Origin of the sequence: Mesorhizobium dulcispinae (genome assembly GCF_033977345.1) — a bacterium.
GTDB classification, from domain to species: Bacteria; Pseudomonadota; Alphaproteobacteria; order Rhizobiales; family Rhizobiaceae; genus Mesorhizobium; species Mesorhizobium dulcispinae.
Map to the genome: position 1 here is coordinate 303,897 of NZ_JAVIIY010000007.1, position 18,284 is coordinate 322,180.

Below are 18,284 nucleotides of genomic sequence, written 5' to 3' on the forward strand. Positions count from 1 at the left end.
GGCGGCAATCCCGCCGGTGATGTGAATGCAACAAGGGAGGAAGTTCATGTTGCGCAAACTGCTTATCGGAACGGCTCTTGCGACGAGCTTTGCGTTCTCGGCGCATGCCGCGGACGTCAAGGAAGTGCAGATGCTGCATTGGTGGACGTCGGGCGGCGAAGCGGCCGCTCTGAACGTGCTGAAGCAGGATCTGGCCAAGGAAGGCTATGCCTGGAAGGACGTGCCCGTGGCCGGCGGCGGCGGCGACGCCGCCATGACCGCGCTGAAGGCTATGGTCGCGGCCGGCAACTATCCGACCGCCTCGCAGATGCTCGGCTACACCGTGCTCGACTATGCCGCCGCCGGCGTCATGGGCGACTTGACCGAGACCGCCAAGAAGGAAGGCTGGGACAAGTCGGTTCCGACCGCCCTGCAGAAGTTCTCCGTCTATGACGGCAAGTGGGTCGCAGCTCCGGTCAACGTCCACTCCGTCAACTGGCTGTGGATCAACAAGGCGGTGATGGACAAGATCGGCGGCACCGAGCCGAAGACCTTCGACGACTTCGTGGCATTGCTCGACAAGGCGAAGGCGGCCGGCGTCATCCCGCTCGCGCTCGGCGGCCAGAACTGGCAGGAAGCCACCATGTTCGACTCCGTTGTGATGTCGACCGGCGGGCCGGAGTTCTACAAGAAGGCGATGAACGACCTCGATGACGAGTCGCTCAAGTCCGACACGATGAAGAAGTCGTTCGACAACCTCGCCAAGCTCATCAAATATGTCGACCCGAACTTCTCGGGCCGCGACTGGAACCTCGCCACCGCCATGGTCATCAAGGGCGACGCGCTGGTTCAGGTCATGGGCGACTGGGCCAAGGGCGAGTTCCACGCCGCCAACAAGACCCCGGGCACCGACTTCCTGTGCTATCGCTTCCCGGGCACTGACGGCACCGTGATCTACAACTCCGACATGTTTGGCATGTTCAACGTTCCGGACGACCGCAAGGCCGCCCAGGTGGCGCTTGCCACCGCCACATTGTCGAAGAGCTTCCAGTCGGCCTTCAACGTCGTGAAGGGCTCGGTTCCGGCCCGTACCGACGTGCCTGACACCGATTTCGACGCCTGCGGCAAGAAGGGCATCGCCGACCTGAAGAAGGCCAATGAAGGCGGCACGCTGTTCGGCTCGCTGGCCCAGGGCTACGGCGCGCCTCCGGCGGTTGCCAACGCTTACAAGGACGTCATCTCGAAGTTCGTCCACGGTCAGATCAAGACCTCGGACGAGGCCGTGACCGAACTGGTGAAGGCGATCGACGACGCCAAGTAAGCCGTTTTGCCGTAAACTCGAGTCTCCCCCGCCTTGGCGGGGGAGGTCTCCTGTCGAGACGATATCCGGGACTGTTGCCTGGCGTGCCCGCGCGCCAAGCCGATCCCCGCTAACCGGTACTGGATGAGCCGATGAGCACAGTTGCCGAAACCACCATATCGCTAACGCCGGAGCATAACGGCCGTCCGAGCACCACGGTGCGCTCGCGGTTGCAGGATCTGCTGCCGAAGATCGTTCTGGCGCCGAGCTTCGCGGCGACAATCGTCTTCGTCTATGGCTTCATCCTGTGGACGATCTATCTGTCGTTCACCAACTCCAAGACCTTCCCGTCCTATAACATCACCGGCGCGCGCGCCTATCAGCGGCTGTGGCGCTGGACCTTCGAGAGCGACCCGCCGTCGAGCTGGTACACCTCGATCACCAACATGGGCATTTTCGGCTTCCTCTACATCCTGATCTGCCTGGCGCTCGGCCTGTTCCTGGCCATCCTACTCGACCAGAAGATCCGCGGCGAAGGCATGCTCAGGCCGATCTACCTCTACCCGATGGCGCTTTCCTTCATCGTCACCGGCGTGGCCTGGAAATGGTTCCTTGATCCAGGCCTCGGCCTCGAGCAGACGCTGCATGAATGGGGCTGGACGAGCTTCCATTTCGACTGGATCAAGAACAAGGATTTCGTCATCTACACGGTGGTGATCGCCGGCGTCTGGCAGGCCTCAGGCTTCATCATGGCGATGTTCCTGGCCGGACTTCGCGGCATTGACGGCGAGATCATGAAGGCCGCCCAGATCGACGGCGCGACAACCTTCCAGCTCTACCGCCGCATCGTCATCCCGCTCTTGCGGCCGGTGTTCCTCTCGGCCTTCATCGTGCTCGCCCACCTCGCCATCAAGTCCTATGACCTTGTCGTGGCGCTGACCAGCGGCGGGCCCGGCGGCTCGGCCTGGCTGCCGTCCAACTTCATGTATGAGTTCACCTTCAAGCGCAACGAGATGGCGGTCGGCTCGGCCAGCGCGGTGATCATGCTGATGACGCTGACCGCGATCATCGTGCCTTACCTCTATTCCGAGCTCAGGGAGAAGTCGCGATGAGCGCCGTCACCTTACCTGCCCGCCAGGCCGGCAGCGGCATCAGCGCCAAGGCGGTCAACCGCATCGTCATCTACGGGCTGCTCGCGCTGTTCGCGTTGTTCTACCTGATGCCGCTCTTCGTCATGCTGGTCACCTCGTTCAAGACCATGGACGAGATCCAGAACGGCAACATGCTGGCGCTGCCGCAGGCGCCGACCATCGCGCCGTGGTTCAAGGCCTGGGGCGAAACCTGCGTCGGTCTCACCTGCGCCGGCATCAAGGGCTATTTCTGGAACTCCATCAAGATGGTGGTTCCGGCGGTGCTGATTTCGACGCTGCTCGGGGCGCTGAACGGCTATGTGCTGACCAAATGGCGCTTCCGTGGCCACACGCTGGTCTTCGCGATGATGCTGTTCGCCTGCTTCATCCCGTTCCAATCGGTGCTGCTGCCGATGGCGACGATCCTCGGCAGCATCGGCCGCTTCGGCGTCACCTTGCGGAACGCGACCGGCTTCTCGTTCGGCCTCGGCAACTCGACGGTCAACCTGGTCTTCGTCCATGTCGTCTATGGCCTGGGCTTCACCACGCTGTTCTTCCGCAACTACTACGAGGCCTTCCCGACCGAGCTGATCAAGGCGGCGCAGGTCGACGGCGCTTCCTTCTTCCAGATCTTCCGTCGGATCATGCTGCCGAACTCGATGCCGATCTTCGTCGTCACCGTCATCTACCAGTTCACCAACATCTGGAACGACTTCCTGTTCGCCTCGGCCTATGCCGGCACCGGCGACGTGATGCCGATGACGGTGGCGCTGAACAATGTCGTCAACACCTCGACCGGCGTCGTCGAGTACAACGTCAACATGGCCGCGGCGATGATCGCCGCGCTCCCCACCCTGATCGTCTATGTCGTCGCCGGCCGCTATTTCGTGCGCGGGCTGATGGCGGGCGCGGTCAAGGGCTGATCTCTTTTCTTGAAGGAACGACCATGGCTTTTCTGGAAATTGATGGGCTGAAGAAGCGTTTCGGGAATGTCGAGATCCTGAAGGGCATCGATGTCGAGCTCGAAAAGGGCGGCTTCCTCGTGCTGGTCGGTCCGTCCGGCTGCGGCAAGTCCACGCTGCTCAACACCATCGCCGGGCTGGAGAACATCACTGAGGGAGAGATCCGCGTCGACGGCCGCGCGATCAACGACCTGCACCCCTCCAAGCGCGACATCGCCATGGTGTTCCAGAGCTACGCGCTCTATCCGAACATGACGGTGGCCGGAAACATCGCCTTCGGCATGGAGATGCGCGGCGTGCCGGCCGACGAGCGCCAGAAGGCGATCGACAAGGTGGCCAAGACCCTGCAGATCGGCCACCTGCTCAACCGCAAGCCGAGCCAGCTCTCCGGTGGCCAGCGTCAGCGCGTCGCCATGGGCCGGGCGCTGGTGCGCGACCCGAAACTCTTCCTGTTCGACGAGCCGCTCTCCAACCTCGACGCCAAGCTGCGCGTCGACATGCGCATCGAGATCAAGCGCCTTCATGCCACGACCGGCACGACGATCGTCTATGTCACCCACGACCAGATCGAGGCGATGACGCTGGCGACCAAGATAGCCGTGATGCGCGACGGCGAGGTGCAGCAGTTCGGCACGCCGGCCGAGATCTACAACAACCCCACCAATGTCTTCGTCGCCGACTTCATGGGCTCGCCGGCGATGAACCTCATCCCGGCCAAGATCGGTGCCAATGGCAGCGGCTTGTCCGTCGTGCTCGATCGCGAGGCGCGCCAGCCGATCACGCTGTCGCTTCCCGGCGCGCCGGCTGGCCTTGCGGCCTTCAAGGACAAGCCGGTCATTTTCGGCGTGCGTCCCGAAGCGCTGACCGATCCGGAAGGTGCGGAGCGCAACGGGTCCGCCATCGCCACCGCCGACTGCCACATCGAAGTGGTCGAGCCGGCTGGTTCCGACACCTTCGCCGTCACCAATCTCGGCGGCAAGGGCGTGGTGGCGCGGCTGCGGGCGGATGCCAGGATCCAGCCTGGCACGGTGACGCCGCTTGCCTTCAACCTGACCAAGGCGGTGTTCTTCGACCCGGCGACTGAGAAGCGCATTCTCTGATGCATGTCGCCCAAAAGTGGCTCCGGTTTTGGGGCAACGACATGCATCAAAACAAAGACCTTTAGACTATGACAAATCCGGATATCGTCATCATCGGCTCCGGCATTGGCGGCGCCACGACCGCCTCCGGCTTGGCCGGCAGCGGCGCCTCGATCCTGATCCTGGAGCGCGGCGAACCGCTTCCCGCAACGCCGCACGCGCGCTCGACGCGGTCGATCTTCGTCGACGAGCATTACCGGCCGAAGGAGATGTGGCGCGAGGCTGGCGGCCCGGCCTTCAACCCCGGCAACTACTACTATGTCGGGGGCAATTCGAAGTTCTTCGGCGCCGTGCTGATCCGCTACCGCAAGGAGGACTTCTCCGAGCTCGAGCATTTCGGCGGCGTCTCGCCCGCCTGGCCGTTTTCCTATGATGAGTTCGAACCTTGGTACTCGAAGGCCGAGCAGCTTTTTCGCGTGCGCGGAACGCTCGGCGAGGATCCGACCGAGCCGTTCCACTCAATCCCCTACGCCTTCAAGCCGGTGCCCGACGAACCTTCGATCGCCCGCGCCCGCGCCGAACTGAAAGGCCTCGGCCTGCATCCGGCCTCGTTGCCGCTCGGCGTCGACATCGAAGCCTGGCTGAAGGAGGGCAAGACGGGTTGGGATGCTTTCCCGAACACCGGCCAGGGTAAGGTCGACGCCCAGACCGGGCCGCTGACTGCGGCGCTTGCGGACAAGAACATCAAGCTCGAAACCGGCGCGCATGTCGACTGGCTCGAGGCCTCGCCGGACGGCAAGTCGATCGCCGCCATCCACTACACCCAGAACGGCTCGCAAAAGACGCTGTCGCCGAAGCTGGTGATCCTCTCGGCCGGCGCGGTCAACTCGGCCGTCATCCTGCTGCGCTCGCCATCGCCCAATACCGGCAAGAAAGGGGGCAAAGGCCTCGCCAACAGCTCCGACCAGGTCGGACGCAATTTCATGAACCACAATTCGAGCGCGATGCTGGCGATCAACCCGCGCCGTCGCAACGATGCGGTCTACCAGAAGACGCTGATGCTCAACGACTACTATCTGTCGGATGGCAAGGGCGGCAAGCCGTTGGGCAATGTGCAACTGCTCGGCAAGATCGACGGCAACATGCTGAGGGCCAATGTGAAGCTGGCGCCGAAATTCGCGCTCGATTTCATGGCCGGCCACGCCGTCGACTGGTACCTGATGTGCGAGGACCTGCCGGACTCGGAAAGCCGCATCATGGTCGACGGCAAGGATATCGTCATGCAGTGGCGGCGCTCCAACATGCAGTCGCTGGAAGGCCTGACCAGGGTGATGCGCGAGAATTTCCGCGCCTGCGGCTACCCGATCGTGCTGTCGCGCCCCTTCGACAAGCGCACGCCCTCGCACCAGTGCGGCACCGTGCGCATGGGCAACGATCCGGCAACAGCGCCGCTCGACCCGTTCTGCCGCGCCTACGACCACCGGAACCTCTTCGTCGTCGACGCCGGCTTCCTGCCGACTTCGGCCGCGGTCAACCCGGCGCTGTCGATCGCGGCCCAGGCGCTGCGCGTCGCCGACCACATCCGCAAGACGGAGCTTTCGGCATGACAGGTCGGCGCCGCCCCTCACCCCTACCCCCTCCCCGTGAAGAACGGGGAGAGGGAGTCGCCGGCGTCGCGGCCATCCCCCTTCTCCCCGTCACTATACGGGGAGAAGGTGCCGGCAGGCGGATGAGGGGCAGTGCTGCCGTCCAAGGAGACATGCTCAAATGACCCGCCCAGCAGCCATCGTCACCGGCGGTGCGCGCGGCATCGGGCTTGCCTGCGCCGAAGCTTTGGCCGATGCCGGCTTCGACATCCTTGTCGCCGACCTTGCCGACGACCCCACCAAACGGCTTATGGAGAACATCACAGCGCGTCGTGCAGCGTTCGCCTACCATCGTTGTGATATCGCCAACCTTGCCGATCACATAACGCTTGTCAGTGCCGCCATGCGCGCCTTCGGTCGCATCGACTGCCTCGTCAACAATGCAGGCGTCAGCGCCGTGGTGCGCGGCGATCTTCTGGAGCTGAAGCCGGAGAATTTCGACCGCGCGATTGCCATCAACCTGCGTGGCACGCTGTTCCTCAGTCAGGCAGTAGCCAAGGCGATCCTGGCGACGCCCGCCAAGTCAGCCAGATCGATCATCACCATCACCTCGGTCAGCGCCACAATGGCCTCGCCGGAACGCGCCGACTATTGCATCTCCAAGGCCGGTCTTTCGATGTGGGTGAAGAACCTGGCGCTGCGGCTCGCGGCGGAAAACATCGGCGTGTTCGAGGTGCGGCCGGGCATCATCCGCACCGACATGACCGCGGGTGTTTCCGCAAAATATGACGCGCTGATCGACGGCGGCCTGGTGCCGGCCAGACGCTGGGGCGAGGCCGCCGATATCGGCGCGGTGGTGGCCGCGTTGGCCTCCGGCAAGTTCGGCTTTTCGACCGGATCGGTCATCGATGTCGACGGCGCGCTTTCCGTGCCTCGCTTGTGAGTGGTGGAACAATGGCTGATTACATCATTGTTGGCGCCGGTCCGGCCGGCTGCGTGCTGGCCAACCGGCTGAGCGAGGATCCATCGAATTCGGTCCTGCTGCTGGAGGCCGGCGGCAAGGACTGGCATCCGCTGATCCACATGCCGGCGGGCTTCGCCAAGATGACCAAGGGGATCGCCTCCTGGGGCTGGTCGACCATGCCGCAGAAGAACATGAAGGACCGCGTCTTCTGGTACACCCAGGCCAAGGTGGTCGGCGGCGGCTCGTCGATCAACGCCCAGATCTACACGCGTGGCAATGCGCGCGACTATGACGCCTGGGAGAAGGAAGAAGGGCTGACCGGCTGGGGCTATCGCGACGTGCTGCCCTATTTCAAGCGCGCCGAGAACAACCAGCGCTTCGCCAACGACTATCACGGCGACCAGGGGCCGCTCGGCGTCTCGAACCCGATCTCGCCGCTGCCGATCTGCGAGGCCTATTTCCGCGCCGGACAGGAGATGGGCATTCCCTTCAATTCGGATTTCAACGGCGCTGCCCAAGAAGGCGTCGGCTACTACCAGCTCACCCAGAAGGACGCGCGGCGCTCATCCGCTTCCGTCGCCTATCTGAAGCCGATCCGCGCCCGCAAGAATCTGACGCTCAGGACCGACGTGCTGGTCACCCGCATCGTCGTCGAGAAGGGCCGCGCCATCGGTGTCGAGATCGTCGACAAGCCGGGCGGCGAGAAGGCGATCCTGCGCGCCGAACGTGAAGTGATCGTCTCCTCCGGCGCCATCGGCTCGCCGAAGCTTCTGATGCAGTCGGGCATCGGCCCGGCCGATCATCTGAAGTCGGTCGGCGTGGCACCTGTCCACGACCTGCCCGGCGTCGGCTCGAACATGCAGGACCATCTTGATCTGTTCGTGATTGCCGAATGCACCGGCGACCACACCTACGACAACTACGCCAAGCTGCACCGCACCATGTGGGCGGGCCTGCAATATCTGCTTTTGAAGAAGGGCCCGGTCGCCTCCAGCCTCTTCGAGACCGGCGGCTTCTGGTACGCCGACCCGACCGCCGCCTCGCCCGACATCCAGTTCCATCTCGGCCTCGGCTCCGGCATCGAGGCCGGCGTCGAGAAGCTGAAGAACCCCGGCGTGACGCTCAATTCCGCTTTCCTGCGCCCGCGCTCGCGCGGCACGGTACGGCTGAAGAGCGCCGACCCGGCCGACCATCCGCTGATCGACCCGAACTACTGGTCCGATCCTTACGATCGCGACATGTCGATCAAGGGGCTCAGGCTGGCGCGCGAGATCATGCGCCAGAAAGCGCTGCAGCCCTATGTGCTGCGCGAGGTGCTGCCCGGCCCTGCGCTGCAAAGCGATGCCGACCTCTTCGACTATGCCTGCCGAACCTCGAAGACCGACCACCACCCGGTCGGCACCTGCCGCATGGGTCATGACGCAATGAGCGTCGTGACGCCGGATCTGAGGCTGCGCGGCATCGAGGGCCTGCGCGTCTGCGACGCGTCGGTGATGCCGCGCGTCCCCTCCTCCAACACCAATGCGCCGACGATCATGGTCGGCGAAAAGGGCGCCGACCTGATCCTCGGCCGCGAGCCACTACCGCCGGCGGTGTTCAAGGGCAACAAGGCGGCTTGAGGGGCGGTCGATGATCAGGCACTGCGTCCTTGTCCGCTTCCGCAACGATGTCCCCACTTCCGAGCGCGCAGCGATCCACGCCGATCTCGAAGCGCTGCGTTCGCTCGTCAATGGCATGGGCAAGGTCTATTTCAGCGCCAGCGCATGACCCCGAAAATCGTTTACGATTTTCGGAAAGGATCATGCGCAAAATCAAAGTGTTACAGCGTCCTTTGCGCGTCCGAAGGACGCGCGGCGCTGTAATGTCAGCCCAGAACCCTTCGCGCGCGGCTTCAGCCACGGCTTCACTATCGACTTCCGCGATGCGGTCGCCCGTGACGCCTATCTGGTGCACGAGGCGCATCAGTGCGCCGGCGCTCGTCTGGTCACTGCGCTCGACGGCGGCACCGAGGGGCTGATGGTGGTCGATTTGGAGATTCTCGGCTGACCGGCCGAGAAATCAGCCCATTCTCAGCGCGACGACGCCAGCGACGATACCGAGCGCGGCCGCGGCGCGCCATGCCGTCATCTTCTCGCCCAGCGCCAGCACCGAGATCAGCATGGCGAACAGGATCGAGGTCTCGCGCAGCGAAGCGACCGAGGCGATCGGCGCCTTGGTCATCGCCCACATCACGATCCAGTAAGCGGCGCCGCTGAGCACCCCGGTGAACAGCCCCGCCTTCCAGTCGCGCGCCAGCACGGGCAGCGATTGCGGTCCGCGAAAGGCGACGCACAGCACCAGCGCCCATGCCGCGTCGCAGACGAACAGCCAGGCCGCATAGCTTTGCGCGGTTGCCGCGAGCCGCGCGCCGCTGCCGTCGGAGAGCGTGTAGCTGGCGATGAAGATCGAAGTGCCGAGCGCGAAGCCGACGGCGCGAAGATTGAACCGTTCGAGATGCACGCCGCCACGAAATGACATCACCATTGTGCTGGCCGACAAAAGCACGATGCCGAAGATGGCGAGCGGCGCCGGCACCTCTCCGAGCAGGATGATGGCGCCGAGCGCCGACAAGAGCGGCGCCGTGCCGCGCGCCAGCGGATAGGTCTGGGCGAAATCGCCGGCCTTGTAGGCGCCGACCAGAAAGGTCCGGTAGCCCATATGGAAGATCACCGAGGCGATGATGTAGGGCCACACCTCGGCCTTCGGCACTTCGACGAAGGGAAGCGCGAACAGCGCCGCAAATCCCATGCCGAGCGTCATCAGCGTGATCGACAGGAAGCGATCGAGATGCACCTTGACCAGCGCGTTCCAGATCGCATGCATGGCGGCCGCCGAGAGCACCGCGAGGAAGACGAAGAGCGTCATACCCGCCTCACCTGCCCGTCGGGCATGGGGCGATGCCCGGCGTCTCCAGATCGATATCGACGCGGAGCGGGAAATGGTCGGAAGCCACCTCGCCGATGTCGGCCGTTATCGAACGCACCCGCCCGGCCAGCATGCCGCTGACGAAGCAATGATCGAGCCGTCGTTTCACCAGCCTGCCGTCGATGATCTTCTCGTGCGTATGGAAGTCCCCGGGCTCGTCGGCGACGGCCACGGCATCGACGAATCCGTCGATATAGGCGGCGCCGCGATGGTAGGGCGTGCTGCCGACGATGCGCCGGTATTCGGCGCTTCCAGGCTCCATGTTGAAATCGCCAAGCCAGATCGCCGCCAGCGGGTTTTCGGGCTCCGGCTCGCCGTTGCTCCAGTTGCGCTGCGGCTCGTCGTCAGCGCCGCTCCAGGGGCCGCCGTCGGATGGCGCGCGGCGATGCTCGGCAAGCAGATAGTCGATCTGCTCCAGCCGCTCCTCGGCCGCGATATGGGCAAGATGCAGCGAGAAGACCCGCACCGGCCCCGCCGGCGTGCGGATCATGCACTCGAGCGCGGCGTTGCGGGTGTTGAGCGGCCTCAGCGTGCGGCGCAGCGGCAGCGTATGCAGCCGCGACCAGTCAATCGGCAGCTTCGACAGCACCATGGTGCCGAACTGCCGCCGGCGGTTGACGACGCGGCCGTTGCGCTTTTCGCTGGCATCCGTGTCGAAAGCCGGGCCGTAGACCCAGTAATAGTCCGGCAGCAGCCTGGAGAGAATTTCCGGCTGGTCGTCGCCATTGCTGCGCTGCCAGTGCCGCTCCACTTCCTGCAAGGCGATGATGTCGGCCCCGTCGACAAGACGCGCCGCGCGCGCGAGGTCATAGCGGCCGTCGCTGCCGAACCCATACTGGATGTTGTAGCTGATCAGCTTCATCGATTAACCGGCTCAGTTCCGGCGATGGCAGTAGCGCCCCGCATGCGGCGTTGCAATGGACCGTGTTGGCGAGCGCGATATGCCAGTGTTGACCCGCCGGACGGCCGCTCTCCAATAAGATCGTTTCTAATAAGTGGTAAGCGGCTGGAAACGTCCGGCCGGCGACGCCGCCAGTTCCGACCAGTCGATCTCTTCTTCCAGCCGGTGATAGGCCTCGTCGCCGATCGTGCCGTTGCGGCGCAGTTCCTCGAGCGTGTCGCGCTGGCGGTTGATGGCATAGAGGCGAAGCCGGTCGTATTCGGTCGCGGCCTGTGCGTCCTCCGGATTCTCGGCGACCAGACGCTGAGCCTCATACTGCTCGCGCACGACCGCCGCCGCGGCCGATGTCTTGCGGCTCAGTACGTCGAGCGCGGCCTGCATGATGGCGACGCGTGCCAAAGCCACCTCGCGGTCGATCGTCGTGTCCCGCTCGAAGTTAAGCCGGCGCAGCAAGGGCTTCAGGCTGATGCCCTGCAGCACCAGCGTGCCGAGCACGACCGCGAAGGCAGCAAGCACGATCGGGTCACGGCCGGGGAAGCCCGCTGGCAGGGCAATAGCCGCGACCAGCGTCACCAGTCCGCGCATGCCGCACCAGCCGACGAGCACCGCACCGCGAAACGTCGGCGCATCCCGCCTTTGTTCTTCGCTGTCGAAGCGGGCAAATCGTCTCATGATGGCGACATAAGCCAGCACCCAGACCAGACGCGCCACGATGACGACGGCCAGCACGGTTGCGGCGAAGAGAAATGCATCGCCTTGCCCGTCACCGGAGAGCCGGCCGACGATCGACCGCGCCTGCAGGCCCATCAGCACGAAGGCCAGCACGTTGAGCACGAACACCGCCGACTCCCAGACCGAATAGGTGCTGACGCGGCGCCTCGCCGACATGCGGCGCGGCGCGGTGCGCGCGATGGTGATGGCATAGACGACGATGGTGATGATGGCAGAAAGGCCGATCCTGTCGGCAATGATCCAGACAGCGAAGGTTCCGGCGAACTGCACCACGGTGCTGCTTGCCGCATCCTCGATGCGTGTCAGCGTCAGCAGCGAGATGCGGCCGAACAGATAGCCGGCGGCAACGCTGCCAATCGTCGACAAAAGAACCACGGGCACCGCGTCCTTCAGCATGACCGAGCCGATGGCCGCCGAAACGGCGATCCGGTAGATCAGAAGCGCCGTGGCGTCGTTGAGCAGGCTCTCGCCCTGCAGGATCGCGGTGAGGCGATGCGGCACCTTGAACTGATTGAGCACGGCGCTCGCCGCCACCGCGTCCGGCGGAGCGACGATGGCGCCGAGCGCGATCGCCGCCGCGATCGGCAGGCCGGCCATCTTCCAGCCGACGAAGGCAACGATCACGGTGGTGAAGACGACAGCGCCGAGCGCCAGCAGCGCCAGCGACAGCCTGTAGCGTTTCAGGTCGCGCAGCGATGTGTCATAGGCGGCATCGAGCAGCACCGGCGCGATGAACAGCGCCAGAGCCAGTTCCGGATCAATCTCGATCATCGGGGCGCCGGGCAGGAACGCGAGCCCTGCCCCGGCTAAAGCCAGCAGAGAGGGATAAGGTACCTCCAGCCAACGCGACACCGCCGTCAGCGCGACGGCAATCAGCAGCAGGACAAGAGTGAGTTCGAAGAGCGCCATGGCTCATCGTAGCGGCGAAGCGCCACGGTTGGCAGTACCCTCGAGTCAGGATGCTGTTGATTGTCGGAGCCTTGGCCGGCCCGGAAAGAGGGGGAACTGCTTCGCCTGGGATTTCAAAGCTACCGGTTCAGGTCAGCGCTGCCCCTCATTGCCCTGCCGGGCATTTCTCCCCGTATAGTGACGGGGAGAAAGACGCCGCCACCAATGGTTTCGCCAATTGTCCCCGTTGCAGAATGAGGCGCCAGCGTCACGACCAGCGCCTTCTCCCCGTCACTATACGGGGAGAAGGTGCCGGCAGGCGGATGAGGGGCGGCGCCGACGGTTGGTCATTGCAGGCACATCGGCTACCGATGGTTTGCAAGGGTCGACGACGTGCGAAAGAACGCTGTTCGTCCCCTAGTGCAGCACCAGCATGTCGCCTGACGAGAAGGAGATATCCGCCTTCTCGCCGACGACGGGCGGCGGCGTAGCGGAGTTGTTGAAGGTGTCGAGCGACACCGTATTGCCGCCGATGCCGACGCGCACCCGGATCACCGAGCCGAGGAAATGCACTTCGGCGATCTCTCCCGACAGGCTGGTGTCGTGGCCGGGCTGGCGCGCCAGCGAGATCGCTTCCGGCCGCAGCGCAAGCGACAGCGTGTCGCCGGACTTCGAGCCGTTGAGCTTGCCCTTGAGCGAGACCTCCTGCGTGTTGACCTGCACCTTGCCCGAGGCGGGGTCGGTGACCTTGCCTTCCAGCACGTTGAGCGTGCCGACGAAATTGGCGACGAACTTGGTCGCCGGCCGGTTATAGATCTCGAACGGCGTGCCGACCTGTTCGGCCTTGCCGCCATACATGACGGCGATGCGATCGGAGATCGACAGCGCCTCTTCCTGGTCGTGCGTAACGAAGATCGTGGTGATGCCGAGCTTTTTCTGGATCGAACGGATTTCCTCGCGCAGCGAGATACGCACCTTGGCGTCGAGCGCCGACAACGGCTCGTCGAGCAGCAAAAGCTTCGGCTTCGGCGCAATGGCGCGCGCCAGCGCGATACGCTGCTGCTGGCCGCCGGAGAGCTGGTAGGGATAGCGGTCGGCCATCTGCGGCAGCTTGATAATGTCGAGCATCTCGGCGACGCGCCTGTCGGCGTCGGCCTTCGGCATGCCGGCAACTTTCAGTCCGAAGGCGATGTTTTGCGCCACCGTCAGGTTTGGGAACAACGCGTAGGCCTGGAACACCATGCCGACATTGCGCTGGTTGGGTTTCAGCCTGGTGATGTCCTTGCCGCCGACGACGATCTTGCCGGCCGAGGGCTCCTCGAAACCGGCCACCATGCGCAGCACCGTCGTCTTGCCGCAGCCGGACGGGCCGAGGAAGGAGACGAATTCGCCCGGCTCGACATCGAGGTTGAAATCCTCGACCACGGTGGTGGCGCCGAAGGACTTTCGTACGTGCTGGATGGAGAGGAACGGCTCGGCCATGGCTTTTGCTTTCAGTTCGGGCGGTTCGCCGATTTCGGCGCAAAACGCGAAAGGATCTGGATCAGCGACATGCAGCCCCAGGTAATGGCGAAGGCGATGATGGCAAGCGCCGCCGGCTCATAGGCGCGGTTGGCGCCGATATTCTGCAGATAGGGACCGAACGCCGGCCGGTTGAGCAGGCTGGCCATCGTGAATTCGCCGATGACGATGGCGAAGGTCAGGAATGCACCGGAGAGCACAGCGATCAGCACGTTTGGCAGGATCACCCGGGTAATGATCGTGGACCAGCCGGCACCCAGGATCTGCGCCGCTTCCGTCAGCGTGCGCACGTCGATGGTGCGAAGGCCTGTATCCACAGCGCGGTACATGTAGGGCAGCGACAATGTCGCGTAGCCGATCACCAGCAGAGCGTTGGTGGCCGTATCGTTTGCCAGGAACGGCAGCGGCGAATTCGACCCATACATCCTGATATAGCCGAAGACGATGACGATGGCCGGTATGACCAGCGGCAGCAGCGTGATGAACTCGACGAGCGGCCTGATTTGCGGCAGCCGCAGCCGGATCCAATAGGCCGCCGGCACCACCACCAGCACGCCGAGGATGATGGTGAATATGGCGGCAACCACCGAATACATGAATGTCGCCTGGAAGCGGGCGTCGCCAAGCACGATCTGATAGGCGTCGAAGGAATAGGCGCCGCGCCGCATGCGCATGGAAAATTCCACCGTCGCGATCAGCGGAATGAAGAAATAGGCCGCGCCGAGGATGAAGACCACCCAGGCCCAGAATCTGCCGGTCTTCATTTCAGCCACCTTTCGGAACGGGTCCGGAACCAGATGTAGAAGACATTGGCGAGGCCGGTGATGACGATCATGCCGAAGGCGATCGCATAGCCGAGATGGGCATTGTGCAGCACGTCGCCGCGGATCTGCGCATAGAGCAGGATCGGCACGATGTTGAGCGAGGAACCGGTCAGCGCATAGGCAGTGGCAATCGCCCCGAAAGCGTTGGCGAACAGCAGGATAACGGTGCCCAGGAAGCTCGGCCAGATCACCGGAATGACAACCATGCGCCAGTATTGCGCCGTGGTGGCGCCAAGTGTCGCGGCGGCCTCGCCCCATTCTTTCTTCAGCCCGTCGATCGCCGGCACGATGATCACCACCATCAATGGGATCTGGAAATAGACATAGGTCAGCGTCAGGCCCCAGAACGACAGGATGTTGAAGCCATGCGCGTAGATGTTGAGGCCAAAGAGAGTGTTCAGGATCACCGTGGCGAGACCGAGCCGGCCAAGCGTGGCGAGGAAGGCAAAGGCCAGAGGGACGCCGGCGAAATTGGAGGCTACCCCGGAAAAGGTCAGTGTCGCCGACCGTATCCAGTTGGGTAGGCCGCCGCGCACGATGGCGATCGCGATTGCCAGGCCGGCAAATGCGCCGATAAGCGCCGAAGCCAAGCTGACCTTGATCGAGATCCAGTAGGCGGCAACGATGTTTGGCTCCGACAGCGCGATGAGATTTTCCAGCGTGAACTCGCCAGCCTCGTTCTGGAACGCGCCCAGCATCAGGTAGAGCGTGGGCAGGATAAGGAACATGACTGCGAAGATGAAGAAGGGCGCAACGCCGATCCATTGCGTCGGCAGCCGCAACGCGCGCGCTTCGCTGGGCGGCGCGGTCTTTCCCGCAATTGTCTGGTCGGAAAGCGAGAGATCGGTCATGCGCCGGCTACCGTCTGTGAGAAGAGCCGGGCGGCCAGAGCCGCCCGGCCATATCATTCTGCTACTTCACGTTGGCGCCGACAGTGGCATCCCAGTTCTTGGTGATCGCTTCCTTGGCCTTGCCCTGCTCATCGAGGGTCGGGAACACGGCCGATGCATAGGCTTCAGCCGGCGGCAGCTTGGCCATCACGTCGGCCGGGAGCTTGCCGTTCTTGGCGAGGTCGTTGAAGCGGATCGGATGGCAGTAACCCTTCAGCCAGCCGATCTGACCCTCGTCGGAGTAGAGATACTCGAGCCAGAGCTTGGCCGCATTCGGATGCGGCGCATAAGCGCTGATCGCCTGCACATAGACGCCGGCGACCACGCCGGTCTTCGGCACGACGACGTCGACCGGCGGGTTGCCCTTCAGCGTGTCGCGGCCAGCAAGCGCGTTGTAGTCCCAGGTGACCAGGATCGGGGTCTGGCCTTGGGCCAGCGTGGCCGGCTTGCCGATCACCGGCACGAAATTGCCAGCGGCGTTGAGCTTCTTGAAGAAGTCGAGACCTGCCGTGCCCGCTGCTTCACCAGCAGCAGCACCGCCGGACAGGCCGGCCGCGTAGACCGCCTGGATCGCCTGGTTCGAGGCACGCGGATCACCGGCGAGGGCGACGGTGTTGGCGTAATCCGACTTCAGCAGGTCGGCCCAGTCAGCCGGAGCTTGCTTCACAAGATCCTTGTTCACCAGGAAGGACAGCACGCCGTAATAGTCGCCGGTCCAAAAACCATCGGCATCCTTGGCGCTGTCCGGGATCGAATCCCAGGTCGATACTTTGTAAGCCTGGATCAGGCCGTCTTTCTTGGCGGTCGGGCCGAAGGAGAGACCGACGTCGATGACGTCGGGCGCCTGCGGGCCCTTATTGTCCTTGTTGGCCTTGATCGCCTCGACCTCGTCGCCAGAACCGGCATCGGGGTTGAGCTCGTTGACGGTGATATCTGGATACTTAGCCTTGAAAGCGTCGATCACTGCCCCGTAGCCGCACCAGTCATGCGGAAGCGCGATGACAGTCAGCTGGCCTTCAGCCTTCGCGGCTTTGACGAGATCGTCCATCGAATCCGCGGACGAAATCATCGTCGACGCAAACAGCGCCGCGGCCGAGAGGGAAAGCACCTTCCCCGTGAACTTGAACATGTGTTCTCTCCGTTGAACTGGCGCTGTTGGGCGCCTGCGATGCGGGTACCGTTTTCGTGTGACAGCCAGATGAAGGCTTTTTGAAACCCGAGCCCCGCGGCACAAAAAGTTAACTCTTTTTAACGGACTGTAGCAATTAGCCCGCACTTAATTTTCCGGCTAATGGTTAGTCGCCTTGCCTCTCGCCCCTTCTCCTCCTCCTCCCTCAGATGTCGCCTCTTCAACTTTTCGGCACCCGAAGCCGGCTCATACGGAGCCGGCGATCGCGTTTTCGAGCAGCGTCAGCGCCGCCTTCTTGGTGAGCTTGACCGGGTTGCCGCCGGCAGTCGGATCGACCACCGCCATGTCGGCGATCAGCGTCTTGCGCTTCTTGTCCATGTCGAGGCCCTTGATCAGGCCGGGCAGCGCGTGCGGCACCTTGAGTTCCTTGCGCAGCTTGACGATCGCCTTGGCGAAACCGTCGAAGCCGCCCTTGATGCCGCAATAGGCGGCGAGCCGCGCGATGCGGTCCTCGATCGCCTCGCGGTTGAAGGCGAGCACATAGGGCATGAACACCGCATTGGTCATGCCGTGATGGGTGTCGTAGAGCGCGCCGATCGGATGCGACAGCGAGTGGATGGCTCCCAGCCCCTTCTGGAAGGCGGCGGCACCCATCGCGGCGGCGCTCATCATATGGGCGCGGGCGACCAGGTCCTTGCCGTTGGCGAAGGCCTTGGGCAGGTTCTCGAACACCAGCCGGATGCCTTCCACCGCGATACCGTCGGCCATGGGATGATAGCCCGGCGCGCAATAGGCCTCGAGGCAGTGCGCCAGCGCGTCCATGCCGGTGCCGGCGGTGATGAAGGCGGGCATGCCAACCGACAGCTCCGGATCGGCGATCACGATCGCCGGCAGGAGCTTCGGATGGAAGATGACCTTCTTGGTGTGGGTCTCCTCGTTGGTGATGACGCCGGCGCGGCCGACCTCCGAGCCGGTTCCTGCCGTGGTCGGCACCGCGATGATCGGCGCGATGGCGTCGGAATCGGCTCTGGTCCACCAGTCGCCGATATCCTCGAAATCCCACACGGGGCGCGTCTGCCCGGCCTGGAAGGCGATCAGCTTGCCGAGATCGAGCGCCGAGCCGCCGCCGAAGGCGATGACGCCGTCATGCTTGCCCTTCTTGAACACGGCGATGCCGGCGGTGAGGTTGGACTCGACCGGGTTCGGCTTCACCTCGGAAAACACGCCATAGGGTACCTTGGCGTCGTCGAGGATCTTCAGCGTCGAGGCGACGACCGGAAGTTTCGCCAGGCCGGGGTCGGTGACGAAGAGCGGGCGCTTGATGCCGGCCGCTGCCAGCGCATCCGGCAATTCCTTGATGCGGCCGGCGCCGAAGCGGACAGTGGTGGGGTAGTTCCATTTGGAGATCAGCTTGGACATGGATCGTCTTTCGAAA

At 63.9% G+C, this 18,284-nt stretch carries 17 protein-coding genes; 9 read left to right on the forward strand and 8 right to left on the reverse strand.

All coding sequences use genetic code 11. The annotated features are described in order from the left end of the window. Nucleotides 1–46 precede the first annotated feature (46 nt). The 9 genes from RFN30_RS17920 to RFN30_RS32415 all read left to right on the forward strand — a co-directional run bounded on the left by RFN30_RS17920 (nt 47) and on the right by RFN30_RS32415 (nt 9,046). Complete coding sequence (locus RFN30_RS17920) at nt 47–1,300, forward strand: ABC transporter substrate-binding protein (RefSeq protein ID WP_320263404.1); 1,254 nt, start codon at nt 47–49, stop codon at nt 1,298–1,300. A 131-nt stretch (nt 1,301–1,431) separates the two neighbouring features. Further along, nucleotides 1,432–2,391: a carbohydrate ABC transporter permease gene (locus RFN30_RS17925; RefSeq protein WP_320263405.1), complete on the forward strand. Its 960-nt coding sequence runs from the start codon at nt 1,432–1,434 to the stop codon at nt 2,389–2,391. Continuing rightward, entirely contained in the window at nt 2,388–3,332 is a 945-nt protein-coding gene (locus tag RFN30_RS17930; protein WP_320263406.1) for a carbohydrate ABC transporter permease, read from the forward strand. The genes RFN30_RS17925 and RFN30_RS17930 overlap by 4 nt, the downstream gene beginning before the upstream one ends. Nucleotides 3,333–3,355: 23 nt before the next feature. Further along, nucleotides 3,356–4,471: an ABC transporter ATP-binding protein gene (locus RFN30_RS17935; RefSeq protein WP_320263407.1), complete on the forward strand. Its 1,116-nt coding sequence runs from the start codon at nt 3,356–3,358 to the stop codon at nt 4,469–4,471. A 68-nt stretch (nt 4,472–4,539) separates the two neighbouring features. After that, entirely contained in the window at nt 4,540–6,057 is a 1,518-nt protein-coding gene (locus RFN30_RS17940) for an FAD-dependent oxidoreductase (protein ID WP_320263408.1), read from the forward strand. Nucleotides 6,058–6,217: 160 nt separating this feature from the next. After that, nucleotides 6,218–6,979, forward strand: coding sequence for a 3-ketoacyl-ACP reductase (locus RFN30_RS17945; protein WP_320263409.1), 762 nt, complete (start codon nt 6,218–6,220; stop codon nt 6,977–6,979). 11 nt (nt 6,980–6,990) lie between these two features. After that, nucleotides 6,991–8,619 carry a GMC family oxidoreductase gene (locus RFN30_RS17950; protein WP_320263410.1) on the forward strand — a complete coding sequence of 543 codons (1,629 nt, stop codon included), beginning with the start codon at nt 6,991–6,993 and terminating at the stop codon, nt 8,617–8,619. Between the two features lie 10 nt (nt 8,620–8,629). Next, the gene (locus RFN30_RS17955) at nt 8,630–8,767 is read left to right on the forward strand and encodes an antibiotic biosynthesis monooxygenase family protein (protein ID WP_320263411.1); all 138 of its coding nucleotides are present in this window, start codon (nt 8,630–8,632) and stop codon (nt 8,765–8,767) included. A 141-nt stretch (nt 8,768–8,908) separates the two neighbouring features. After that, complete coding sequence (locus tag RFN30_RS32415) at nt 8,909–9,046, forward strand: antibiotic biosynthesis monooxygenase family protein (protein ID WP_430699062.1); 138 nt, start codon at nt 8,909–8,911, stop codon at nt 9,044–9,046. A 12-nt stretch (nt 9,047–9,058) separates the two neighbouring features. Here the strand turns inward: RFN30_RS32415 and RFN30_RS17965 are convergent, their stop codons facing one another. From RFN30_RS17965 to RFN30_RS18000, 8 genes are all read right to left on the reverse strand, one after another. Beyond that, nucleotides 9,059–9,904 carry an EamA family transporter gene (locus RFN30_RS17965; RefSeq protein ID WP_320263412.1) on the reverse strand — a complete coding sequence of 282 codons (846 nt, stop codon included), beginning with the start codon at nt 9,902–9,904 and terminating at the stop codon, nt 9,059–9,061. Nucleotides 9,905–9,911: 7 nt separating this feature from the next. Then, a complete protein-coding gene (locus tag RFN30_RS17970) occupies nt 9,912–10,826 on the reverse strand; it encodes an endonuclease/exonuclease/phosphatase family protein (protein WP_320263413.1) in 915 nt (304 codons plus the stop codon). Between the two features lie 126 nt (nt 10,827–10,952). Further along, on the reverse strand, nt 10,953–12,506 hold the full coding sequence (locus RFN30_RS17975; RefSeq protein WP_320263414.1) for a cation:proton antiporter: 1,554 nt from the start codon (nt 12,504–12,506) through the stop codon (nt 10,953–10,955). 396 nt (nt 12,507–12,902) lie between these two features. Beyond that, a complete protein-coding gene (locus tag RFN30_RS17980) occupies nt 12,903–13,967 on the reverse strand; it encodes an ABC transporter ATP-binding protein (RefSeq protein WP_320263415.1) in 1,065 nt (354 codons plus the stop codon). A gap of 11 nt (nt 13,968–13,978) precedes the next feature. Continuing rightward, a complete protein-coding gene (locus tag RFN30_RS17985) occupies nt 13,979–14,770 on the reverse strand; it encodes an ABC transporter permease (protein ID WP_278206856.1) in 792 nt (263 codons plus the stop codon). Further along, nucleotides 14,767–15,681 carry an ABC transporter permease gene (locus RFN30_RS17990; protein ID WP_126087753.1) on the reverse strand — a complete coding sequence of 305 codons (915 nt, stop codon included), beginning with the start codon at nt 15,679–15,681 and terminating at the stop codon, nt 14,767–14,769. Before RFN30_RS17990 ends, RFN30_RS17985 begins: the two co-directional genes overlap by 4 nt. A 61-nt stretch (nt 15,682–15,742) precedes the next feature. Next, nucleotides 15,743–16,849, reverse strand: coding sequence for an ABC transporter substrate-binding protein (locus RFN30_RS17995; protein WP_292329613.1), 1,107 nt, complete (start codon nt 16,847–16,849; stop codon nt 15,743–15,745). A 246-nt stretch (nt 16,850–17,095) separates the two neighbouring features. Then, nucleotides 17,096–18,268 (reverse strand): iron-containing alcohol dehydrogenase, encoded by a 1,173-nt coding sequence (locus RFN30_RS18000; RefSeq protein WP_320263416.1) that lies wholly within the window; start codon nt 18,266–18,268, stop codon nt 17,096–17,098. Between the last annotated feature and the right edge of the window lie 16 nt (nt 18,269–18,284).